The 17,488-nt window shown below is 70.3% G+C and carries 14 protein-coding genes; 5 read left to right on the top strand and 9 right to left on the bottom strand.

Features of this window, described 5'->3' with window-relative positions:
- Positions 1-84: 84 nt before the first annotated feature.
- Positions 85-1,398 carry an LCP family protein gene (locus tag AB0L71_RS13970; protein WP_365242131.1) on the bottom strand — a complete coding sequence of 438 codons (1,314 nt, stop codon included), beginning with the start codon at positions 1,396-1,398 and terminating at the stop codon, positions 85-87.
- Between the two features lie 119 nt (positions 1,399-1,517).
- Between AB0L71_RS13970 and AB0L71_RS13965 the strand changes: the two genes are divergently transcribed.
- Positions 1,518-2,066, top strand: coding sequence for an acyl-CoA thioesterase (locus tag AB0L71_RS13965; RefSeq protein WP_365242129.1), 549 nt, complete (start codon positions 1,518-1,520; stop codon positions 2,064-2,066).
- Between the two features lie 18 nt (positions 2,067-2,084).
- On the opposite strand, the gene AB0L71_RS13960 is transcribed toward AB0L71_RS13965, so the two are convergent.
- On the bottom strand, positions 2,085-3,446 hold the full coding sequence (locus tag AB0L71_RS13960; RefSeq protein ID WP_365242127.1) for an LCP family protein: 1,362 nt from the start codon (positions 3,444-3,446) through the stop codon (positions 2,085-2,087).
- A gap of 277 nt (positions 3,447-3,723) precedes the next feature.
- Between AB0L71_RS13960 and AB0L71_RS13955 the strand changes: the two genes are divergently transcribed.
- Complete coding sequence (locus tag AB0L71_RS13955; protein ID WP_365242125.1) at positions 3,724-4,737, top strand: glycosyltransferase family 2 protein; 1,014 nt, start codon at positions 3,724-3,726, stop codon at positions 4,735-4,737.
- 88 nt (positions 4,738-4,825) lie between these two features.
- Here the strand turns inward: AB0L71_RS13955 and AB0L71_RS13950 are convergent, their stop codons facing one another.
- From AB0L71_RS13950 to AB0L71_RS13935, 4 genes are all read right to left on the bottom strand, one after another.
- Positions 4,826-6,496, bottom strand: coding sequence for an LCP family protein (locus AB0L71_RS13950; protein WP_365242123.1), 1,671 nt, complete (start codon positions 6,494-6,496; stop codon positions 4,826-4,828).
- 49 nt (positions 6,497-6,545) lie between these two features.
- Positions 6,546-8,354 carry an LCP family protein gene (locus AB0L71_RS13945; RefSeq protein ID WP_365242121.1) on the bottom strand — a complete coding sequence of 603 codons (1,809 nt, stop codon included), beginning with the start codon at positions 8,352-8,354 and terminating at the stop codon, positions 6,546-6,548.
- A 223-nt stretch (positions 8,355-8,577) separates the two neighbouring features.
- Positions 8,578-9,816, bottom strand: a complete 1,239-nt coding sequence (locus AB0L71_RS13940; protein WP_365242119.1) for an LCP family protein — start codon at positions 9,814-9,816, stop codon at positions 8,578-8,580.
- A 179-nt stretch (positions 9,817-9,995) separates the two neighbouring features.
- Positions 9,996-10,748, bottom strand: a complete 753-nt coding sequence (locus AB0L71_RS13935) for a TIGR03089 family protein (protein ID WP_365242117.1) — start codon at positions 10,746-10,748, stop codon at positions 9,996-9,998.
- A 137-nt stretch (positions 10,749-10,885) separates the two neighbouring features.
- On the opposite strand from AB0L71_RS13935, the gene AB0L71_RS13930 reads away from it, so the two are divergent.
- The 3 genes from AB0L71_RS13930 (at position 10,886) to AB0L71_RS13920 (ending at position 14,443) form a co-directional block, all read left to right on the top strand.
- Entirely contained in the window at positions 10,886-12,175 is a 1,290-nt protein-coding gene (locus AB0L71_RS13930; RefSeq protein WP_365242475.1) for a peptidoglycan recognition protein, read from the top strand.
- A gap of 120 nt (positions 12,176-12,295) precedes the next feature.
- Positions 12,296-13,387 carry an NDP-sugar synthase gene (locus AB0L71_RS13925; protein ID WP_365242115.1) on the top strand — a complete coding sequence of 364 codons (1,092 nt, stop codon included), beginning with the start codon at positions 12,296-12,298 and terminating at the stop codon, positions 13,385-13,387.
- Positions 13,388-13,447: 60 nt separating this feature from the next.
- Complete coding sequence (locus tag AB0L71_RS13920; protein WP_365242114.1) at positions 13,448-14,443, top strand: DNA-3-methyladenine glycosylase 2 family protein; 996 nt, start codon at positions 13,448-13,450, stop codon at positions 14,441-14,443.
- Between the two features lie 55 nt (positions 14,444-14,498).
- Here AB0L71_RS13920 and AB0L71_RS13915 read toward each other — a convergent pair whose 3' ends face one another.
- The 3 genes from AB0L71_RS13915 to AB0L71_RS13905 all read right to left on the bottom strand — a co-directional run bounded on the left by AB0L71_RS13915 (position 14,499) and on the right by AB0L71_RS13905 (position 17,454).
- Positions 14,499-15,827 carry a coenzyme F420-0:L-glutamate ligase gene (locus tag AB0L71_RS13915; protein ID WP_365242473.1) on the bottom strand — a complete coding sequence of 443 codons (1,329 nt, stop codon included), beginning with the start codon at positions 15,825-15,827 and terminating at the stop codon, positions 14,499-14,501.
- A gap of 5 nt (positions 15,828-15,832) precedes the next feature.
- Positions 15,833-16,789 carry a 2-phospho-L-lactate transferase gene (gene cofD / locus AB0L71_RS13910; protein ID WP_365242112.1) on the bottom strand — a complete coding sequence of 319 codons (957 nt, stop codon included), beginning with the start codon at positions 16,787-16,789 and terminating at the stop codon, positions 15,833-15,835.
- A gap of 164 nt (positions 16,790-16,953) precedes the next feature.
- Complete coding sequence (locus AB0L71_RS13905) at positions 16,954-17,454, bottom strand: cysteine dioxygenase family protein (protein WP_365242111.1); 501 nt, start codon at positions 17,452-17,454, stop codon at positions 16,954-16,956.
- Positions 17,455-17,488 lie beyond the last annotated feature (34 nt).

Below are 17,488 nucleotides of genomic sequence, written 5' to 3'. Positions count from 1 at the left end.
GGATCGGACCGGGCCTCCCGGGGGCGCCGCACAGGAAGCAGGGCCCGGACGGCGAACCGTCCGGGCCCTGTTCCAGGTCTGCGGTCAGTTGTCGGAGACGGTGACCTTCTCGTCGTTGTTGAGCTGCTCCACGAGCTGCTTGACCTTGGCCTTGTCCCAGACCAGGTTGCCGCCGGTGGAGCCCGAGATCGGCATGTTCATCGAGGTGCCGTCGCCGCCGGTGACGCCCTTCATGGCGAAGAACATCTTCCCCAGGGACCAGAGCGACATGTCCTTGTCCACGATCAGGGTGTCCAGGCCGGCGCCCAACGTCGGGTACAGCTTGAACGGGTTGAGGATCGTGGACGGCGTCGCCGTCTGGCTCGCCAGCGCCGCGAGGAACTTCTGCTGGTTCTTCGTCCGGGCCAGGTCCGACTCGGCGAAGGCGTACCGGGTGCGGACGAAGGCCAGCGACTGCTCGCCGTTCAGGGTCTGCTTGCCGGCCTTGAAGTCGGCACCGGACTTCTTGTCCTTGAACGCCTTGGGGATGTCCAGCTCCACCCCGCCGATCGCGTCCACGATCTTGGCGAAGCCGCCGAAGCCGATCTCGACGTAGTGGTCGATGTGCAGCCCGGTGTTGAACTCGACGGTACGGACGAGGAGTTCGGGTCCGTCCTCGGCGTACGCGGCGTTCAGTTTCCGGAATCGTCCCTGGGCCGGGTAGAGCTTGCCGGACTCGGAGCCTCGGTACGAGGGGATCTCGACGTTCGAGTCACGCGGCAGCGAGATCAGCGTCGGGCCGTTCGATCCGTCGTGCAGGATCATCATCGAGTCGGTCCGCTTGCCCTCGGCGGAACCGGTGTGGAGCCGCTTCTTGTCATCGGCCGACATGCCTTCCCGGCTGTCGGAACCGACGATCAGGTAGTTGGTGCCGTCGCCGGCCTTGGGGCGCTCGATGACCTTGGAGAGGTCCACCTCGCGCTTGAGCTTGGAGTCGGCCCAGAAGTACGTGCCGATGGAGACCGCGAGCACGACGACGACCAGGGACAGCGCGCCGATCTTTATTCGGCGGCGCCAGTCGGGCGCCGGCTTCCCCTGGACGTGGCCGCGGTCACCGTGGCCATAGCCGCTGTGACCGCCGTCACCGTGACCGCCGCCGTGGCCCCCGCCGCCGTTGCCGTAGACCTGGCCCGTGTTGTAACCGCTGTCGTACCCGGCGCCGGCGTCCTGGGCGGGGGAGTACTGCGGCGGCGCCGGCCGTTGCGGCCGGGGCGGTACGGAGCGCTGCTGCTGCGGTGCGGGACGGCGCTGCACATGCCGCATCACCCGGGCGTCCTCGGGCCGGTCGCTGCCGCTGCCCTGCCCGTAGCGGTTGCCGCTGCGGTTGTCGTCGGTCCAGCCCTCGGGCCAATCGTTCATGTGACCCAGTGTGCAGGCCGGGCGTACCGCTCTTACAGGGTGTGCGGAAAATCGCATCAGGGCTGTTGCGAAGCTGATGCATTGCCGAGGGGCTGAAGTCCCCGCATAAGGTGGACCGTATGACAGATCAGGCCTCACGCCCGGAGGGTGGCATCCCGGGCAAGCCGACCGCCGCTTCCCGGACCACTCTCAGCCACATCATGACCGGCAGCGACACCAATCTGCTGGGCACGGTGCACGGCGGTGTGATCATGAAACTGGTGGACGACGCGGCGGGTGCGGTGGCCGGCCGGCACTCCGGCGGCCCCGCGGTGACGGCCTCGATGGACGAGATGGTCTTCCTGGAGCCGGTCCGTGTGGGTGACCTAGTTCACGTCCGGGCGCAGGTGAACTGGACCGGCCGCTCCTCGATGGAGGTCGGCGTCCGGGTCATGGCCGAGCGGTGGAACGAATCCACCCCCGCCCAGCAGGTCGGCAGCGCGTATCTGGTGTTCACCGCGGTCGACGCGGACGGCCGGCCGCGCCCGGTACCGCAGGTGATCCCGGAGACGGAGCGCGACAAGCGGCGCTACCAGGAGGCGCAGATCCGGCGCACCCACCGCCTCGCCCGGCGCCGTGCGATCAAGGAACTCCGTGAGAAGCGGACGGCGGAGGGCTTCGCGGACTGAGCTCCGGCCCCTGTGTGGTCACGGGCAGGTCATCTGGTCGCCCGTGGCCGTGCCGAACTCGCCCTTCCGCTCCTCGGCCCGCACCCGCCGCACCTTCTCGAAGTCCGTGCCCGCCGTCACCCTCAACGTGGCCCCCTGGCCCGGCACCGCCCGCAGTTCGGCCCCGGGCAGCGCACCGGCCAGGGACTTCGCGGACTCGTCCCAGCGGGGGTCGTAGCTGATCAAGGTGTGCTTCAGGCCGTGCGGCCCACCGTTCAGCGGAGTCTGCGTGGTGTCGAAGCCGGTGGCGCGCAGGGCGGCGTCGACCGTCCTGCCGAGCCCGTCCTTGGGGGTCCCGTTGTACACCTGGACCCGGATCTGCTGAGGGGCGACACCGACCTTCACGGCGTTCGACTTCTCGGGTCGTCCTGAGGTGAGCGGCCGGTCCTCGCGCAGTGCCCGGAAGAGCTTCTTCGACTTCGCCCGGTCCCAGCTGACGGTGGAGCCGATGCCGTTGACCGGCTTGGATGTGTTGACCAGCGGCACCGAGGCGAACTCGGACGAGGCGGGGGAGAAGCCACGCATCGCCTGGCCGAGCTCCAGCATCTGCTCCGTACCGAAGCCCTTGTCGGCCCGGACCGAGTTCAGCACCGTGGAGGCGACCTCCCGGAACCTCACCGGGTTCAGCAGTACGCCGCTGCGGGTCGCCTGCCTGATCAGTGAGGCGAGGAACTTCTGCTGGCGCTGCATCCGGCCCAGGTCGGCCGCCCCGTCGACATGCCGCGAGCGCACGTACTGGAGCGCCTGGCCGCCGTCCAGGTCGTGCGTGCCGGCGGCGAGATCGAGGCCGGTGTACGAGTCCCTCAGCGGTCGTGCCGTGCAGATCCGGACGCCGCCGAGGGTGTCCACCGTCTTCATGAAGCTGGTGAAGTCGACCTCCAGATAGTGGTCGATCTTGATTCCCGTCAGGCGTTCGACGGTCCGTACGGTCAGGCCGGGTCCGCCCTCGGTGTAGGCGGCGTTGAGCTTCGTCGAGTGGGCGGAGTGCGTCCGGCCGGTGGCCGGGTCCTTGTGCTCGGGGATCTCCGTGTAGGTGTCGCGCGGCAGCGAGACGACACTCACATGCTTCCGGTCCGCCGACAGATGCACCAGCATGATCGTGTCGGTGCAGTTGCACGGCGCACCGCCCAGCCGGTAGGCCTGCTTCTGCTTCGGGGTGATCCTGTCGCGGCCGTCGGTGCCCACGAGGAGCAGATTCGTGCCGTGGCCGGCCGGAGGCCGGTTCTTCATGTCCTTGAACGGGTCGATCCGGTCGATCCCGGTCTCCAGGCCGGTCACCATCGCATGGCCGATGCCGCCCGCACCGAGCACGGCCACGGAGACACCGGTCACCATCCGCATCGCCCAGCGGGGCCGTCCGTTCCGCTTTCTGGGCCTGCGCCGCGGCGGAACCGGGCGGGAGCGCGGCGGACGGGGGGAGGGGTGCGGTGTGGGCACGGGGGAACCTCCGCGATGCAGGGGGGACCGTTCGCACAGTAGGTCCGTATGATCAGCGCACCGCGAAGCGACCCGGTGCCACGCGCCGCTGTCCCTCGTTCGCGGTAACGTGTCGGCCGAGCAACCCCGCCCGGTGGGGAGCGAACCGCCGGCGCACCCCGAGGACCACCCGAGGACCACCATGTCTGCCGCGCAGCACCCCGCCGTCTCCGTGATCATGCCGGTGCTCAATGAGGAACGCCATCTCAGGAACTCCGTCCGGCACATCCTGGAGCAGGAGTACGCGGGAGAGATGGAGGTGGTGATCGCGCTGGGCCCGTCCACGGACCGCACCGACGAGATCGCCGCTGAGCTGGTACGCGAGGACCCGCGGGTCCACACCGTCCCCAACCCGACCGGCCGCACCCCCGCCGCCCTCAACGCCGCGATCAAGGCATCCCGGCACCCCATCGTCGTCCGGGTCGACGGTCACGGCATGCTCTCGCCGAACTACATCGCGACGGCTGTCCGTCTCCTGGAGGAGACGGGTGCGCAGAACGTCGGCGGCATCATGCACGCTGAGGGCGAGAACGCCTGGGAGGACGCCGTCGCCGCGGCCATGACGTCGAGGATCGGCGTCGGCAACGCGGCCTTCCACACCGGCGGCCAGGCGGGTCCGGCGGAGACCGTGTATCTCGGCGTGTTCCGCCGCGAGGCCCTGGAGAAGGCGGACGGCTACAACGTGGAGTTCATCCGCGCCCAGGACTGGGAGCTGAACTTCCGCATCCGCGAGGCGGGCGGCCTGATCTGGTTCTCGCCCGAGCTGAAGGTGCAGTACCGGCCGCGGCCCTCCATCAAGGCGCTGGCCAAGCAGTACAAGGACTACGGCCGCTGGCGGCACGTCGTCGCCCGCTACCACTCCGGCTCGATCAACCTGCGCTACCTGGCGCCGCCCACCGCCGTCTGCGCGATCGCGGCCGGCATCGTGGTCGGCGCGGCCGTCACCCCGTGGGCGTTCGTCGTCCCCGCCGGGTACGTGGCGGCGATCGTCGCCGGGTCCGTCCCGGCGGGCAAGGGCCTGTCGCTGAAGGCGCGGGCCCAGATCCCGGTGGCCCTCGCGACCATGCACATGTCCTGGGGGTACGGCTTCCTGACCAGCCCGCGCTCGCTGGCCAGGAAGGTCATCGCCAGCCGGCGCCCGGTCGTCACGGTCTAGTGCCGCAACAGGCACCAGCAGCCGACGCACGGTGGGGGCCTTCCGATGTTCCGGAAGGCCCCCACCGTGCGTGGTGCTCGCTCCCGGGCTACCAGCCGAAGCCCGGCTGGATGTCCATGCACGCCGTCTCGTCGTCGCCGTTCAGTGCGCGGGCGCTCTCCGGGGTCGTTTCCGCCGAGTCCGACGCGGTGTAGTCCCCGCTCTCGCGCCAGTCGGCCCCCACGGTCAGGGTGATCCCCGAGACCTCGGTCGACTTCTTCACCGCCGTCAGCGGGACACCGAGTGCCTTGGCGACGGCCTGGGCGTTGCCCTCCATGTCCACGCTGGGGAAGAGCACTCCCGTCCGCGTCGCCGCCTCGGTGTTCTGCGCGTCGACCGTGGCCTGCGCGAAGCCCTTCCCGACCAGCAGCTCCTTGACCGCCGAGGCGCGTCCCTTGACCGGATACTCGGTGGCGGTGCGGGTTCCGTTGCGGACGCTGACCGGGATCTCGGCGACGGGCGACGTCGGCTCCTTGGCGGTCGTGGTCGTGCGCTTGGAGGCCTTGCCGTCGAGCGGGATGTCGTCGCGGACCATCTGGAACAGCTGATCGGCTTCGCCGGGCTTGGGCAGCACCCGGCCGCTGTTCACGCCCGTTCCGTAGACGTTCGGCATCGTCGTCATGGTGATCCGCTCGGTGGGCACCTTCTTGAGCTCGCCCGCGAGGTCGTACAACTTCTTGACCGTGTCGAGGTCCTGATCGACTGTCAGGGCATTGGTCGCCGCCTCGGCCAGGCTCATCAGCTTGCCCGGGTCGGTGAGCTTGGTGCCCTTGCGCAGCTCACGGACCATCGAGTTCATGTACATGTGCTGGGCGTGGGTGCGGCCGAGGTCGGAACCGTCCTCGAAGCCGTAGCGGGTCCGCAGCCACTGCAGGGCCTGCTCGCCCTTGACCTTGGTGGTGCCTTTCTCCAGCTTCAGCCCGGAGCCCTTGCCCGTGCTCGTGTGGGAGTAGACGTTGCCCTTGACGCAGACGGGGACGCCGCCGATCGCATCGGCCATCGAGACCACACCGGCGAAGTCGATCATCATGAAGTGGTCGATGGTGATGCCGGTCAGCTCGTACCAGGTGGCCACGGAGCACCCGGGACCGCCGCGGCCGAGCGTCGTGTTGGTCATCGCCAGACCGGTGGTCGCGGGGTAGACGTGACCGGTCTCGGGATCGGTGCACTTCGGGATGTTCAGCAGGGTGTCGCGCGGCATGCTGACCACCGACATGTTGCTGCGGTCCGCGGAGACGTGGAGCAGCATCTGTACATCGGCCAGCGGCGCCCCGCCGAAGGTGCTCTTGGCCCCGCCGAGCTTCTGGTTCTCCTCGGAGTCCCGTGCGTCCGAGCCGATGAGCAGGATGTTCAGCGGGGTCTGACCGGCGGAGTTGGCCTTGTGATCGGCCATCTTCTTGTCGCCGAGCGTCAGGTCCGCCTTCTTGATGTTGCCGTTGAGGTGTCTGTAGTAGAGATATCCGGCGCCCGCGCCGCCAACTATGAACAGCGCGAGAACGGCGGCGATCCACCGCAGCACCCGGCGCCCGCGCTTCCTGCCGTTCCGCTTCTGCCCGCCGCGCCGGTGACCGTCGTCCGCCGCGGCAGGCTGCCTGCCGTCGTCGGCGGAGTCCGGGGACTTCCCCGGCGCATCCTCGTAGAGCCCGTCGTCCCAGCCGAGTTGACCGGCATGCCGGACGCGTGGTCGCGTCTCCTCTCCGGGCGTACCGCTCCGTCCCACCAGGACCCCCCTGCTGCTCAGACTTGTGGTGTGGCGCAGTGACCGGACGTCACTTGGCGCACTCTGCCTTGTCGGCGTTTGCCTGCTGAATACCGTCCGGCGCCTTTGCCGGTGCCGTGATGGAAGTGCCCGCCGCCTTGAAGTCGGCCCCCAGGGTCAGCACCATCGGCTGGAGATCCTCGGCATCCGTGGTGCCCTGCTTCATGGCCGAGCCGGGCAGGCCCATCATGGCGGCCAGCGCGCGGGCCTGGTCCGCCTGGTTCGGTGCGTACTCCAGCGTCGTCTTGTCGGCCTTCGCCGGGGCGTTGGCCTTGTTCGTGGACTTGGGCACACCCTGTTCGTTCTGCAGCCAGGTGACCGTCGCCTGAGCGGCCCCGGGGATATCGCCGCCGTTGTACACATCGACGCGTACGTCGGCAGCGGCGGCCTTGGTGCCCTTGAGGAGCGCGTCCTGCTTGCTCTTCTTGGCCTTCTTCTGTGCCGCGACCTCGGTCAGCGAGGTGTCCTCACGCATCATGGCGAACAGCGGGTCGGCCTTGGCCGGGTTCACCACCACGGTGGCATGGACCTTCTCCGCCGGGTTGTCCAGCACCGGCACCGTCACGAAGGTGATGTTCTTGGTGTCGACCTTGCTGAGCTCCTTGGCGAGCGACACCAGCTTGGTCCCCGTGCCGATGGCCTTGTCGACCGTGAGGGCCTTGGTCGCGGCGTCCGCCAGCTTGTACAGCTTGGTCGGACTGGTCAGCGTGTCGTCCGACTTCATCTGCCGGATCATCGAGCCGATGAACTGCTGCTGCACCTTGATCCGGTCCAGGTCGCTCTGATTGCCGAAGCTGTGCCGGGTCCGTACGAACGCCAGCGCCTCCTCGCCCTGGATCCGGTGCTCGCCCGCCGACAGGTCCAGGTGCGAGTCCTTGTCCTTGACCGCCTTGGCCAGACAGACCTTGACGCCGCCGACCGCGGTGGACAGTTCCTTCACCGCGTTGAAGTCGACCATCATGAAGTGGTCGACCTGCAGGCCGGTGATCTCCTTGACCGTGTTCATGGTGCAGCCCGGGTTGCGGCCGTCCTGGCCGAGGCTGACGTTGAATCGGACGTTCTGCGTCCCCGGGATGACCTTCTCCGTGCCGTCCGACTCCTTGACGGTGCAGTCCGGGATGTCGGTGATCATGTCGCGCGGGATGCTGAGCGCTGTCGCGTTGGTGCGGTCCTCGGAGACGTGGAAGAGGATGTTGGTGTCGGCGTGGCCGACGCTGCCCTTGTCGCCGTAGCCCTCGTTGCCCTTACCGGTGCGCTTGTCGGTACCGATGATCAATATGTTGATCGGGGCGTTGGCGGTGACGACGTTCTTGTTGCCGGCGTTGCCGACGTCGACGGTGCTCAGGTTGCCGTTGAAGTGCCGGTAGAGGGCGTATCCGCCGACGGACAGGCCGACCAGCACGAAGGCCATCGCGCCGCCCGTCCACAGCAGTGCCTTCTTGCGGCGCGCCTTGGGGGCCTTGCGGCTGCGGCGGCCCGCGTTCTGGGCGTGGCCGGACTTCTCCTGGCTGCGCGGCCCGTTCTCCGGGCGACGGCCGCGCTGTCCCGGCACCTCGCGGCGCGGGGCGGACGCCTGCCTGTCACGCTCCGGCCCGCGGCGTTCGCCGCTGCCGTGACGGGCCGTGTCCCCGCGCGCGTCGTCGTCGCGGTCCGGTGTCCTGCGACGGGGGACGCGCGGGCCGGACGGCGACTGGGGAACATTGGCCGATTCCGCTCCGGAATGATTCAGTCGCAGTTCGTAATCACCGGTTTGCGGGTTGAGTACCCACTGGTCTGCGGGGTCGATTTCATCCGCCCGCCCACGGCTTTGCGCATCCACGGTTGCTTGAGTCCTCCGTCGGTGCCACGTGAGGCGCCTTCCCCGGTCAGGCGCTCGATCTTTCGCTCCAGAAGTGCGCGGCCTGGCGGCCGGGAACACCGGATCGCGTCACACTATCGGCCCAGTTCGGGATGGGGCGACGAGCGTGACAAATTCCACGGTCCTTACAACTGGTCATTCTGCTCATTACGTGCCGATTGTCGGCTTCTGCTTGGGAATTGCTTTACTGCTTGCACAGGTCGGCTGCTGCGTTGTTGCCCGAATAGGTAGGCGTGGGACTCGGTCCCGAAGCGTCCGGGGTATCGGTCGCGGCATTGTTTTTCCCCTTGTTCTTTCCGTCGTCCTTGAGCCGGTCCGCCGGGACCACGGCGACCGGGGCATCCTCGCGCAATCTCTTGAAGAGACGTTCCGCATCGGGCTGGAGGAGTTCGTCCCGGTTCGGGTCGGCAGCATACGGTTGACGTGGCACAGTCAGGAACTGCACCTGGTCGGTCGGTACCTCGCGCAGTTCGCGCACCAGCCGGTACAGGTCTCTGAGGCTGGCCAGGCCCGGGTCCGTGGTCAGCGCCTTGGTAGCCGCGTCCAGGACCGGGTAGAGGCGGGTCGGATTGAGCAGGACCCCGTTGCTCTGCACCTTGTTCACCAGAGCACCCAGGAACTGCTGCTGGCGGTCCATCCGCTCGGTGTCGCTGCCGTCGCCGATGGACTTGCGAGCCCGTACGAACCCCAGGGCCTGCTCCCCGTTGAGCTTGTGGCGCCCGGCGGGGAGCTTCAGATGGGCGTCGGCGTCGTCGACCGGCTCCTTGAGGCAGACCTCCACGCCGTGCACCGCGTCGACCATGTCCTTGAAACCGTTGAAGTCGATGACCATCTGGTGGTCGATCCGAATGCCGGTCAGCTTCTCGACCGTACGGGTCGTGCAGGCGGTGCCACCGAAGCTGAAGGCCCAGTTGAACTGGGCGAACTGCTTCTTCGTGGTGGTGCCGTCCGCCCGGTGGCAGACCGGGATCTCCACCATCAGATCCCGCGGCAGGGAGATCGCGGTGACGCTTTTGCGGTCCGCGGCGAGGTGCAGCAGGATCGTGGTGTCCGAGCGCTGGCTGCCACCGTCGTCCCGGCCGTACTCGCGGTTGTCACCGGCCCGGCTGTCCGAACCGATGAGCAGGATGTTCTGCGCCCGGCGCACCACGGATGCGGGTCGCTCCCGCTCGTAGGCCCTGAGTTCGGCGGCCGCCGAGGTGTCGGCCCTGATGTTCCCGTCGAGCTTCCTGTACAGCCACCAGCCGAGGCCCGCGGAGGCCAGGACCACGAGCGAGACGCCGAGCGCCGTCCAGCGCAACCAGTGGCGCCTCGGGCCGGGAGGAGGCCCGGCGGCGTCGCCGGAACCGTCCCCCGGCCGCGACGCGCCCTCGCCCGCAGCGGAGTCGTCGGATCCGTCCGACGAGCCGGCCCTTTCGCTCACGTCGCGTCCATCCTTCACGTCTCACGGCGTGTCGGGTCGCCGGTCGCAGAAGTAGACGGCTCAGCCTCACGCTTGGTTGTGTTCCGAGTGGTCCGTACCGCCGATCATGTACCGGAGTTGACGCACAGTCCTGAGGACTCGACCGGTCTGGGCTGGAAGAGCGATGTTCAGGGCGCTTGTCATACCGCGGTGCTGGTGACCCGTTCGCTCGTGACACGTGCCGCCAGCCCGTCCTCGCCCAGCTGCCCCAGGTGCCGGCACAGCACCACGGACGCCCCGGCGGCCAGCGGGGCGAACAGCCCCGCACTCAGGCCTTCCCAGGTGCCGTACGTGCGGCCGGTCAGCAGCCGCGCTCCCGCGGTCAGGCCGAGACCGGCCGCATCCTCGCGGGCCCGCGCCACCAGCTGCGTCGCCGTCAGCTCGACGCCGCCCACCGCCAGTGCGGGGGCGTCCGGGTCCACGGCCGCGAACGGGGCGAATCGGTCGCCCTGGCCCGGCACCTCGACCGCGTAGTCCAGGAAGCCGTCGGGTGTCTGCGGGAACCTGCCGCCCAGCGGGCGCAGGGCCAGGGCGACCCGCTCGCCACGGCAGGCACGCGCCGCCTCCAGCGTGTCCGGGCCGGTGACGACCAGGTCGGCGCCGGCCGGGTCGCCCTGCACATCGGCGATCACACCCACCGAGGAGCAGGCCAGCAGCCAGACCGCGGACTGCCAGTGCGCGGGCAGCAGAAGGGCGAGCCGGTCGCCGGGTTCCGCGGCGAGGTCGCCCTGCAGGAGGTTGGCTGTCTTGGCCACCCAATTGGCGAAGGTGGCCACCGACAGTTCCACGCGTTCTCCGGTGGCGTCGTCGTAGAAAGTGACCAAGGGGCGGGCCGGGTCCGCGGCGAGCGCGGAACGCAGCAGGTCGGCAGGGGTACGGTCGCTGGCGTTCATCCGCGCAAGGGTACGCGCCGACGCCGGGGCGGGCGGGAGTCGCGGATGCCCGGTACACCGGTTCGGCAGACGGTCCGTCACGGGCGCGGAATCATCGCGGTAGCCGGAGCAGCCGGACTGTGCCCAGGATCATGCGTATGCGTGCCTTCCTCGCCTCCTCGATCGGCGTCGCCTGCGCGGCCGTTCTCGCCCTGCCGCCGGCCGTACCGGCCGTCGCCGCCGAGCCTGCCGGCATCGCGGGCTCGACCCAGTCCCTGCCGATGTCGCCGCTGCCCACGCCGTCCGACCGGGACGGCGGCGAAGCCACCCGGACCGGCGAACAGGGGCTGACAGAACGTGAGGTCCACCCCTTCTCCCTGGTCGGCGTCGTCTGGGACGACGTGGACGTCGAACTCCACGGCACCGTCCAGGTCCGCACCCGCACCATCGGCACCACCAGGTGGTCGGACTGGCAGGACCTGGAGACGCACGACGCCGAACACGGCGCCGACCCGGGGACCGACGAGCGGGAGGCCGGCACCGTGCGCGGCTCCACCGCCCCGCTCTGGGTCGGCGCATCGGACGGCGTCGCGGCCCGGGTACGCCCGGACACCACCGGCCCGCAGGACCGGACCGCACCCGTCGAGCCGCTGCCCACCGGTCTGCGCCTGGAACTCGTCGACCCCGGCGAGGACCCGCAGCAGTTCCCCGCAGCGGACACCGAGTCAGGCGGGGACGCCCGCACCGCACCGCCCGACGTGCGGGTGCTCGACGCCCTGGGCAGGGCGGAGAGCGAAGCGCGCGGCGAGAAGGAGGCCGGACTCGTGCCAGGCGCCCAGCCGTTCATCGGGCCCCGCCCGCGCATCATCACCCGCAAGGGCTGGGGCGCCGACGAGAAGCTCAGGGAACGCGCCTTCGCCTACACCAAGACCGTCAAGGCCGCGTTCATCCACCACAGCGCCACGGGCAACAGCTACACCTGCTCCCAGGCGGCGTCGGTCCTGCGCGGCATCTACCGCTACCACGTCAAGAGCAACGGCTGGCGGGACCTCGGGTACAACTTCGCCGTCGACAAGTGCGGAAACATCTACGAAGGACGCGCCGGAGGCGTGACGAAGGCCGTCCTGGGAGCGCACACGCGCGGCTTCAACAGCAACAGCATGGGCATCGCGGTGATCGGAACCTTCAGCCGGTCGAACCCGCCCGCCGCGGCGGTGAACGCCGTCGCGAAGCTCACCGCCTGGAAACTCGGCCTGTTCGGGGTCGACCCCAGCGGCCGGACCACGCTCGTCTCGGCCGGCGGAAACAAGTACAAGAAGGGCAAGAAAGTCACCCTCAACGTCATTTCAGGCCATCGGGACGGCTTTATGACGGAATGCCCCGGAGCGCGTCTCTACGAGAAGCTCGGGTCGGCCCGGACCAGCTCGGCCCGTCTCCAGGGCCGCTGAACAGCACACCGCGAAGGCTGCCGCGGCCGCCGGGGGCGGTCGGCCGGGAACACCCGAACGCTCTGCATACACTGGCCAGTCGAACCCAGGCCAGGCCCACCAGGAAGCAGAGTCAGCGCTGTGACAGAGGCAAGAGAAGCGATCCTCCTGGTCGGGGGCAAGGGAACGAGACTCCGCCCCCTCACGGTGCACACGCCCAAGCCCATGGTCCCGGCAGCGGGCGTTCCCTTCCTCACGCACCAGCTGGCGCGTGCCAGGGCCGCGGGCGTCGAGCACATCGTCCTCGCCACGTCGTATCTGGCAGAGGTCTTCGAACCGTACTTCGGGGACGGTTCGTCGCTCGGTCTCCACATCGAGTACGTCACCGAACGCGAACCGCTCGGCACCGGCGGAGCGATACGCAACGTCGCGTCCCGGCTCACTGCCGGCCCCGACGAACCGGTGCTCATCTTCAACGGCGACATCCTCACCGGGCTCGACATCCGGGGACTCGTCTCCTCGCACACCACGTCCGGCGCGGACGTCTCCCTCCATCTCACCCGGGTCGAGGACCCGCGCGCCTTCGGCCTCGTGCCGACGGACGAGACCGGCAGGGTCACCGCGTTCCTGGAGAAGCCCCAGACGCCCGAGGAGATCGTCACCGACCAGATCAACGCGGGGGCATACATCTTCCGCAGATCGGTCATCGACACCATCCCGGCCGGCCGGCCGGTCTCCGTCGAGCGCGAGACCTTCCCCGGACTCCTCGCCTCCGGCGCACACCTCCAGGGCATGGTGGACTCCACCTACTGGCTGGACCTCGGCACCCCGCAGGCATTCGTACGCGGCTCCGCCGACCTCGTCCTGGGCCGCGCCCCGTCCCCGGCCGTCCCCGGCCGCATCGGCGACCGGCTCGTCCTGCCGACGGCCTCGGTCTCACCCGACGCGAAGCTCTCCGGCGGTACGGTCGTGGGTGAGGGTGCCCGCATCGGTGACGGGGCCCGGGTCCACGGCTCCGTGGTGCTGGCCGGTGCGGTCGTCGAGCCGGGCGCCGTGATCACGGACTCGCTGGTCGGAGCCGGTGCCCGGATAGGCAGCCGCACGGTGCTGACCGGCGCCGTCATCGGGGACGGGGCACAGGTCGGAGCCGACAACGAACTGCGCGACGGCATCCGCGTCTGGTGCGGGGCGGTCCTGCCGGACGGGGCCGTGCGCTTCTCGTCCGACGAGTGACCGGACGCCCGCCGGCGCGCTTACCCTCGACAGGCACCCCCGACGACCGAGGACCTCACCGTGGCAGGACGATTCGCCCCCCGCAGCGCCCCTGGCGCGGCCGTCCCGCACCAGGCGGCCCCGGCGACGGACGCGCAGACCCGCCACTGGACTCCGCCCGGCCCCCTCGACCTGCGCCTGGTCCTCGGCCCGCTGCGCCGGGGCCCCGCCGACCCGACCTTCCGGATGACCCCGGACGGCGCGTTCTGGCGGGCCTGCCGCACCCCCGCCGGCCCCGGCACCCTCCACGTCACGGCCCGAGGCGGCCGGATCGAGGCGACGGCCTGGGGACCGGGTGCCTGCTGGCTGCTCGACCAGCTTCCGACGATGCTCGGTGCGACGGACGATCCGGACGCCTTCCGCCCGCGCCACCGGCTGCTCGCCCTGACCCGGCACAGCCGCCCCGGCCTGCGCCTGCTGCGCACCGGCCTGGTCATGGAGTCCCTGATCCCGTCGGTCCTGGAACAGAAGGTCACCACGGACGAGGCCTACCGCGCCTGGCGCCACCTGGTCCGCGGGCACGGCACCCCGGCGCCCGGTCCCGCGGACCACGCCGCGTTCACCGCCCTCGGCCTGCACGTCATGCCGGACGCCCGCACCTGGTCGCTGATCCCCTCCTGGGAATGGCACCGGGCGGGCGTCGACGCCAAGCGCTCGGCCACGATCCTGCGCGCGGTACGCGTGGCCCGCCGGCTGGAGGAAGCGGCCGCCATGGAACTCCCCGAGGCCATGGCCCGCCTGGAACTGGTCCCCGGCATCGGCCCCTGGACCTCGGCCGAGACCCTGCAGCGGTCGAACGGCGCCGCGGACGCGGTCACGGTCGGCGATCTCCACCTCCCGGGCATCGTCGGCCACGCCCTGGCCGGCAACAGGAACGCCGACGACGAGGAGATGCTGGCTCTTCTCGCCCCCTACGAGGGCCAGCGCCACCGGGCGACCCGCCTCATCCTGCTGTCGGGCCGCACCCCGCCCCGCAGGGCCCCTCGGATGTACCGCGGCGACATCGCCCGCCTGTGACGAGGCGGGCGCCCCCGTCCCGGGCCGAAGGACCGGCGCGTCCCCTGTCCTCACCTCACCGCACCGTGACGAACTCCTCGGCGTCCCGCCCCGTGCGTGCCGCGGGCAGGGCAGCCGGCCGCCCCACCGCGACCGCCCCCAGCGGATCCCAGGTCTGCGGCAGGTCCAGAACCTCACGCACCACATCACGGCAGAACATCGTCGAGGACACCCACGCCGAGCCGAGCCGTTCTCCCGCCAGCGCCACCAGGAAGTTCTGGATGCCCGCCCCCGCGGCGACCACGAACATCTCCCGCTCCGCGGTGTCGCGTCGCTCGTCCCCATAGGTGTGGGAACCGTCCATCACCAGGCACGGCACCACCAGATACGGCGCCCGGCGCAGTACATCGCCCCGCCGCACCCGCTTCGCGATCGACTCCTCGCTCCGGCCGTCCCGGCGCAGATCCGCGATCCAGGCCTCCCGCATCGCATCGAGCAGCCGGGTCCGCGACTCCTCGGACTCCAGCAGGACGAACCGCCACGGCGTCGTGTGGTGCGGTGCCGGCGCCGTCACCGCCGCGGCCACGGCCCGCCGTACCGCACCGGGGTCCACCGGGTCGTCGGTGAACTCGCGCACCGTGCGCCGTTGGGTCACCGCCTCCCGTACCGCCTCCGAAGTGCCGAGGCGGAACATGTCGTCGGCCGCGACCCGCACCATCGCCCTGGCCCCGCCCGCGGAATCCGCCGGGTCCACGAGATGGCCGAGCCCCCGCACCACCGCGACCGGCAGCCCCGAAGCCTTGCCCTTGACCAGATCCCCGGCCGAGGCCAGTTCGTCGGCTGTGGCGACCACCGTCGCGCTCAGCGGATTGCCGTACGCGTCCGTCCCGCCGCGCAGGTCGTCCAGGACCAGGACCCCGGCCGCCCCGATCGCGACATCGGTCAGCCCGTTGCGCCACGGCCGTCCGAAGGTGTCCGTGACGACGACGCCGACCTCGACGCCGAGGGTGTCGCGCAGCCCGTCCCGGATGGCACGCGCCGAGGTGTCCGGGTCCTCGGGCAGCAGCAGCACCGTCCCGGCGGGGGTGTTCGAGGCATCGACCCCGGCCGCGGCCATGACGAGACCCTGCCGGTTCTCGACGATCCGCAGCGTGCCGCGTCGCGCCACCACCCGTACCGTCTCGGCGTCGATCGCGGCTTCCCGGTCGGTGGCCTCGACGATCCGGCCCTCCGCCTTGGAGACGATCTTCGAGGTGACGAGCAGGACGTCACCGTCGACCAGCCCCGGCTCGGCGGCGGCGATCAGCTTCGCCAGGTCGTCCCCGGCCTGCACCTCGGGCATCCCGGGCAGGGCCCAGACCCGGTAGGACGGCAGCGGGGAGGAAGCGGAGGCCTCCGGTGACATGGCGTTCACGCCCGTACCTCCTCGGCCAGCCTCAGCGCCTGCCGCGCCATCTCCGCCGTCGCGTCGACATCCGTCATCATCAGCGGCACGGCACGGCAGCGGATGCCGGCCCCCTCCACCTCGTCGACCGCCCCCGCGTCCACCGTGTCGACGAGCCATCCGTCGAGCAGCCCGGAGCCGTAGTGCGTGGCCACGGCCGAAGCCGTCGGCTCCACGCCCACCGCGGCGAGCACCTTGTCCGCCATGCCGCGCACCGGCGCGCCCCCGACGATGGGGGAGAGGCCGACGACCGGCACCCCGGCCTCGGCGATAGCCTCCCGGATCCCGGGTACGGCGAGGATCGTCCCCACCGACACGACGGGGTTGGACGGCGGGAAGAGGATGACGTCGGCCTCGGCGATGGCCTCCAGCACGCCGGGTGCCGGCGTGGCCTGTTCGGCGCCGACCGGCACGACCGCCTGCGCCTCGACGGAGGCGCGCAGCTTCACCCAGTACTCCTGGAAGTGGATCGCCTTGCGCTCGCCGTCCACGTCGACCGCGACATGCGTCTCGACCCGGTCGTCGGACATCGGCAGCAGCCGGACTCCCGGCTTCCAGCGCGCACAGAGCGCCTCGGTGACGGCGCTCAGTGGATAGCCCGCGCCCAGCATCTGGGTCCGGACGATGTGCGTCGCGACGTCGCGGTCACCGAGCCCGAACCAGTCGGGCCCCACTCCGTACGCGGCGAACTCCTCCTTGACCTGGAAGCTCTCGTCCGTACGCCCCCAGCCCTGTTTCTCGTCGATGCCACCTCCGAGGGTGTACATCACGGTGTCGAGGTCGGGGCAGACCTTCAGGCCGAAGAGATGGATGTCGTCACCGGTGTTGCCGATCACCGTGATGTCCGCCTCGGGAGCGGCCTGCTTGAGGCCACGCAGGAAACGAGCACCGCCGATGCCGCCGGCCAGAACCACAATGCGCATGCCCAACAGTCTGTCAGGCGAAGCCTGATCGTTGGTGGGGTGGTGGTGGGCGACGGGTGGGCTGTCGGGCGAAGCCTGATCGTTGGTGGGGTGGTGGTGGGCGACGGGTGGGCTGTCAGGCGAAGCCTGATCGTTGGTGGGGTGGTGGTGGGCGACGGGTGGGCTCAGGTGCGTACGGCATCCACGGCCGCCGGGGCGCACTGCGCCGCGTGCATCGGCATCTCGGTCAGGCCCGGGTAGTAGATGTGCAGACTCACGGCGGGTTCGAGGGAGTCGTTGACCACTTCGTGCGCATAACCGGGTGCGAAGACGCGCTGCGCGCCGGAGTCCAGCGCCCTCGTGGCACGCTCGGTGCGCTCGGTCAACCGGCCGTCCAGGACGGTCAGTACGCCGGAGGACAGGCCGTGGTCGTGGCGACCCGTGCCCTGGCCGGGCACCCAGCTGAGCAGCCAGACCTCGTAACCGGGGCCTGTGCGCAGCCGGTGGTACCAGCGGGTGGTGGCGTCGTACCGGACGAGCGGCGCCCACTGCGCACGGTCGGTGGCGATCCTGCGGGCGAGTCCGGCGAACTCGGCCACGGTGGAGGGGTGCTCGCGGGCGGGCTGGAGGAGGTGCTGGACCTCAAGGAGATCGCCGGCGATCTGGAGGTCGCTGTCGCTGTTCATGGAAGCGGTTGTTCCTCGGCGTGGGGGGCTTGTG

The organism is Streptomyces sp. NPDC052052 (assembly GCF_040680455.1).
Lineage (GTDB): Bacteria > Actinomycetota > Actinomycetes > Streptomycetales > Streptomycetaceae > Streptomyces.
Note: the sequence above shows the minus strand (reverse complement) of the source record. Positions and strands in the feature narration are given on the sequence as shown.

Excerpts from the sequence above, each read along its gene's own strand:
- AB0L71_RS13930 (WP_365242475.1), top strand. The coding sequence starts at position 10,886 with ATGCGTGCCTTCCTCGCCTCCTCGATCGGCGTCGCCTGCGCGGCCGTT.
- AB0L71_RS13905 (WP_365242111.1), bottom strand. The coding sequence starts at position 17,454 with ATGAACAGCGACAGCGACCTCCAGATCGCCGGCGATCTCCTTGAGGTC.
- AB0L71_RS13965 (WP_365242129.1), top strand. The coding sequence starts at position 1,518 with ATGACAGATCAGGCCTCACGCCCGGAGGGTGGCATCCCGGGCAAGCCG.
- AB0L71_RS13915 (WP_365242473.1), bottom strand. The coding sequence starts at position 15,827 with ATGTCACCGGAGGCCTCCGCTTCCTCCCCGCTGCCGTCCTACCGGGTC.
- AB0L71_RS13955 (WP_365242125.1), top strand. The coding sequence starts at position 3,724 with ATGTCTGCCGCGCAGCACCCCGCCGTCTCCGTGATCATGCCGGTGCTC.
- AB0L71_RS13935 (WP_365242117.1), bottom strand. The coding sequence starts at position 10,748 with ATGAACGCCAGCGACCGTACCCCTGCCGACCTGCTGCGTTCCGCGCTC.
- cofD (WP_365242112.1), bottom strand. The coding sequence starts at position 16,789 with ATGCGCATTGTGGTTCTGGCCGGCGGCATCGGCGGTGCTCGTTTCCTG.
- AB0L71_RS13960 (WP_365242127.1), bottom strand. The coding sequence starts at position 3,446 with ATGCGGATGGTGACCGGTGTCTCCGTGGCCGTGCTCGGTGCGGGCGGC.
- AB0L71_RS13970 (WP_365242131.1), bottom strand. The coding sequence starts at position 1,398 with ATGAACGATTGGCCCGAGGGCTGGACCGACGACAACCGCAGCGGCAAC.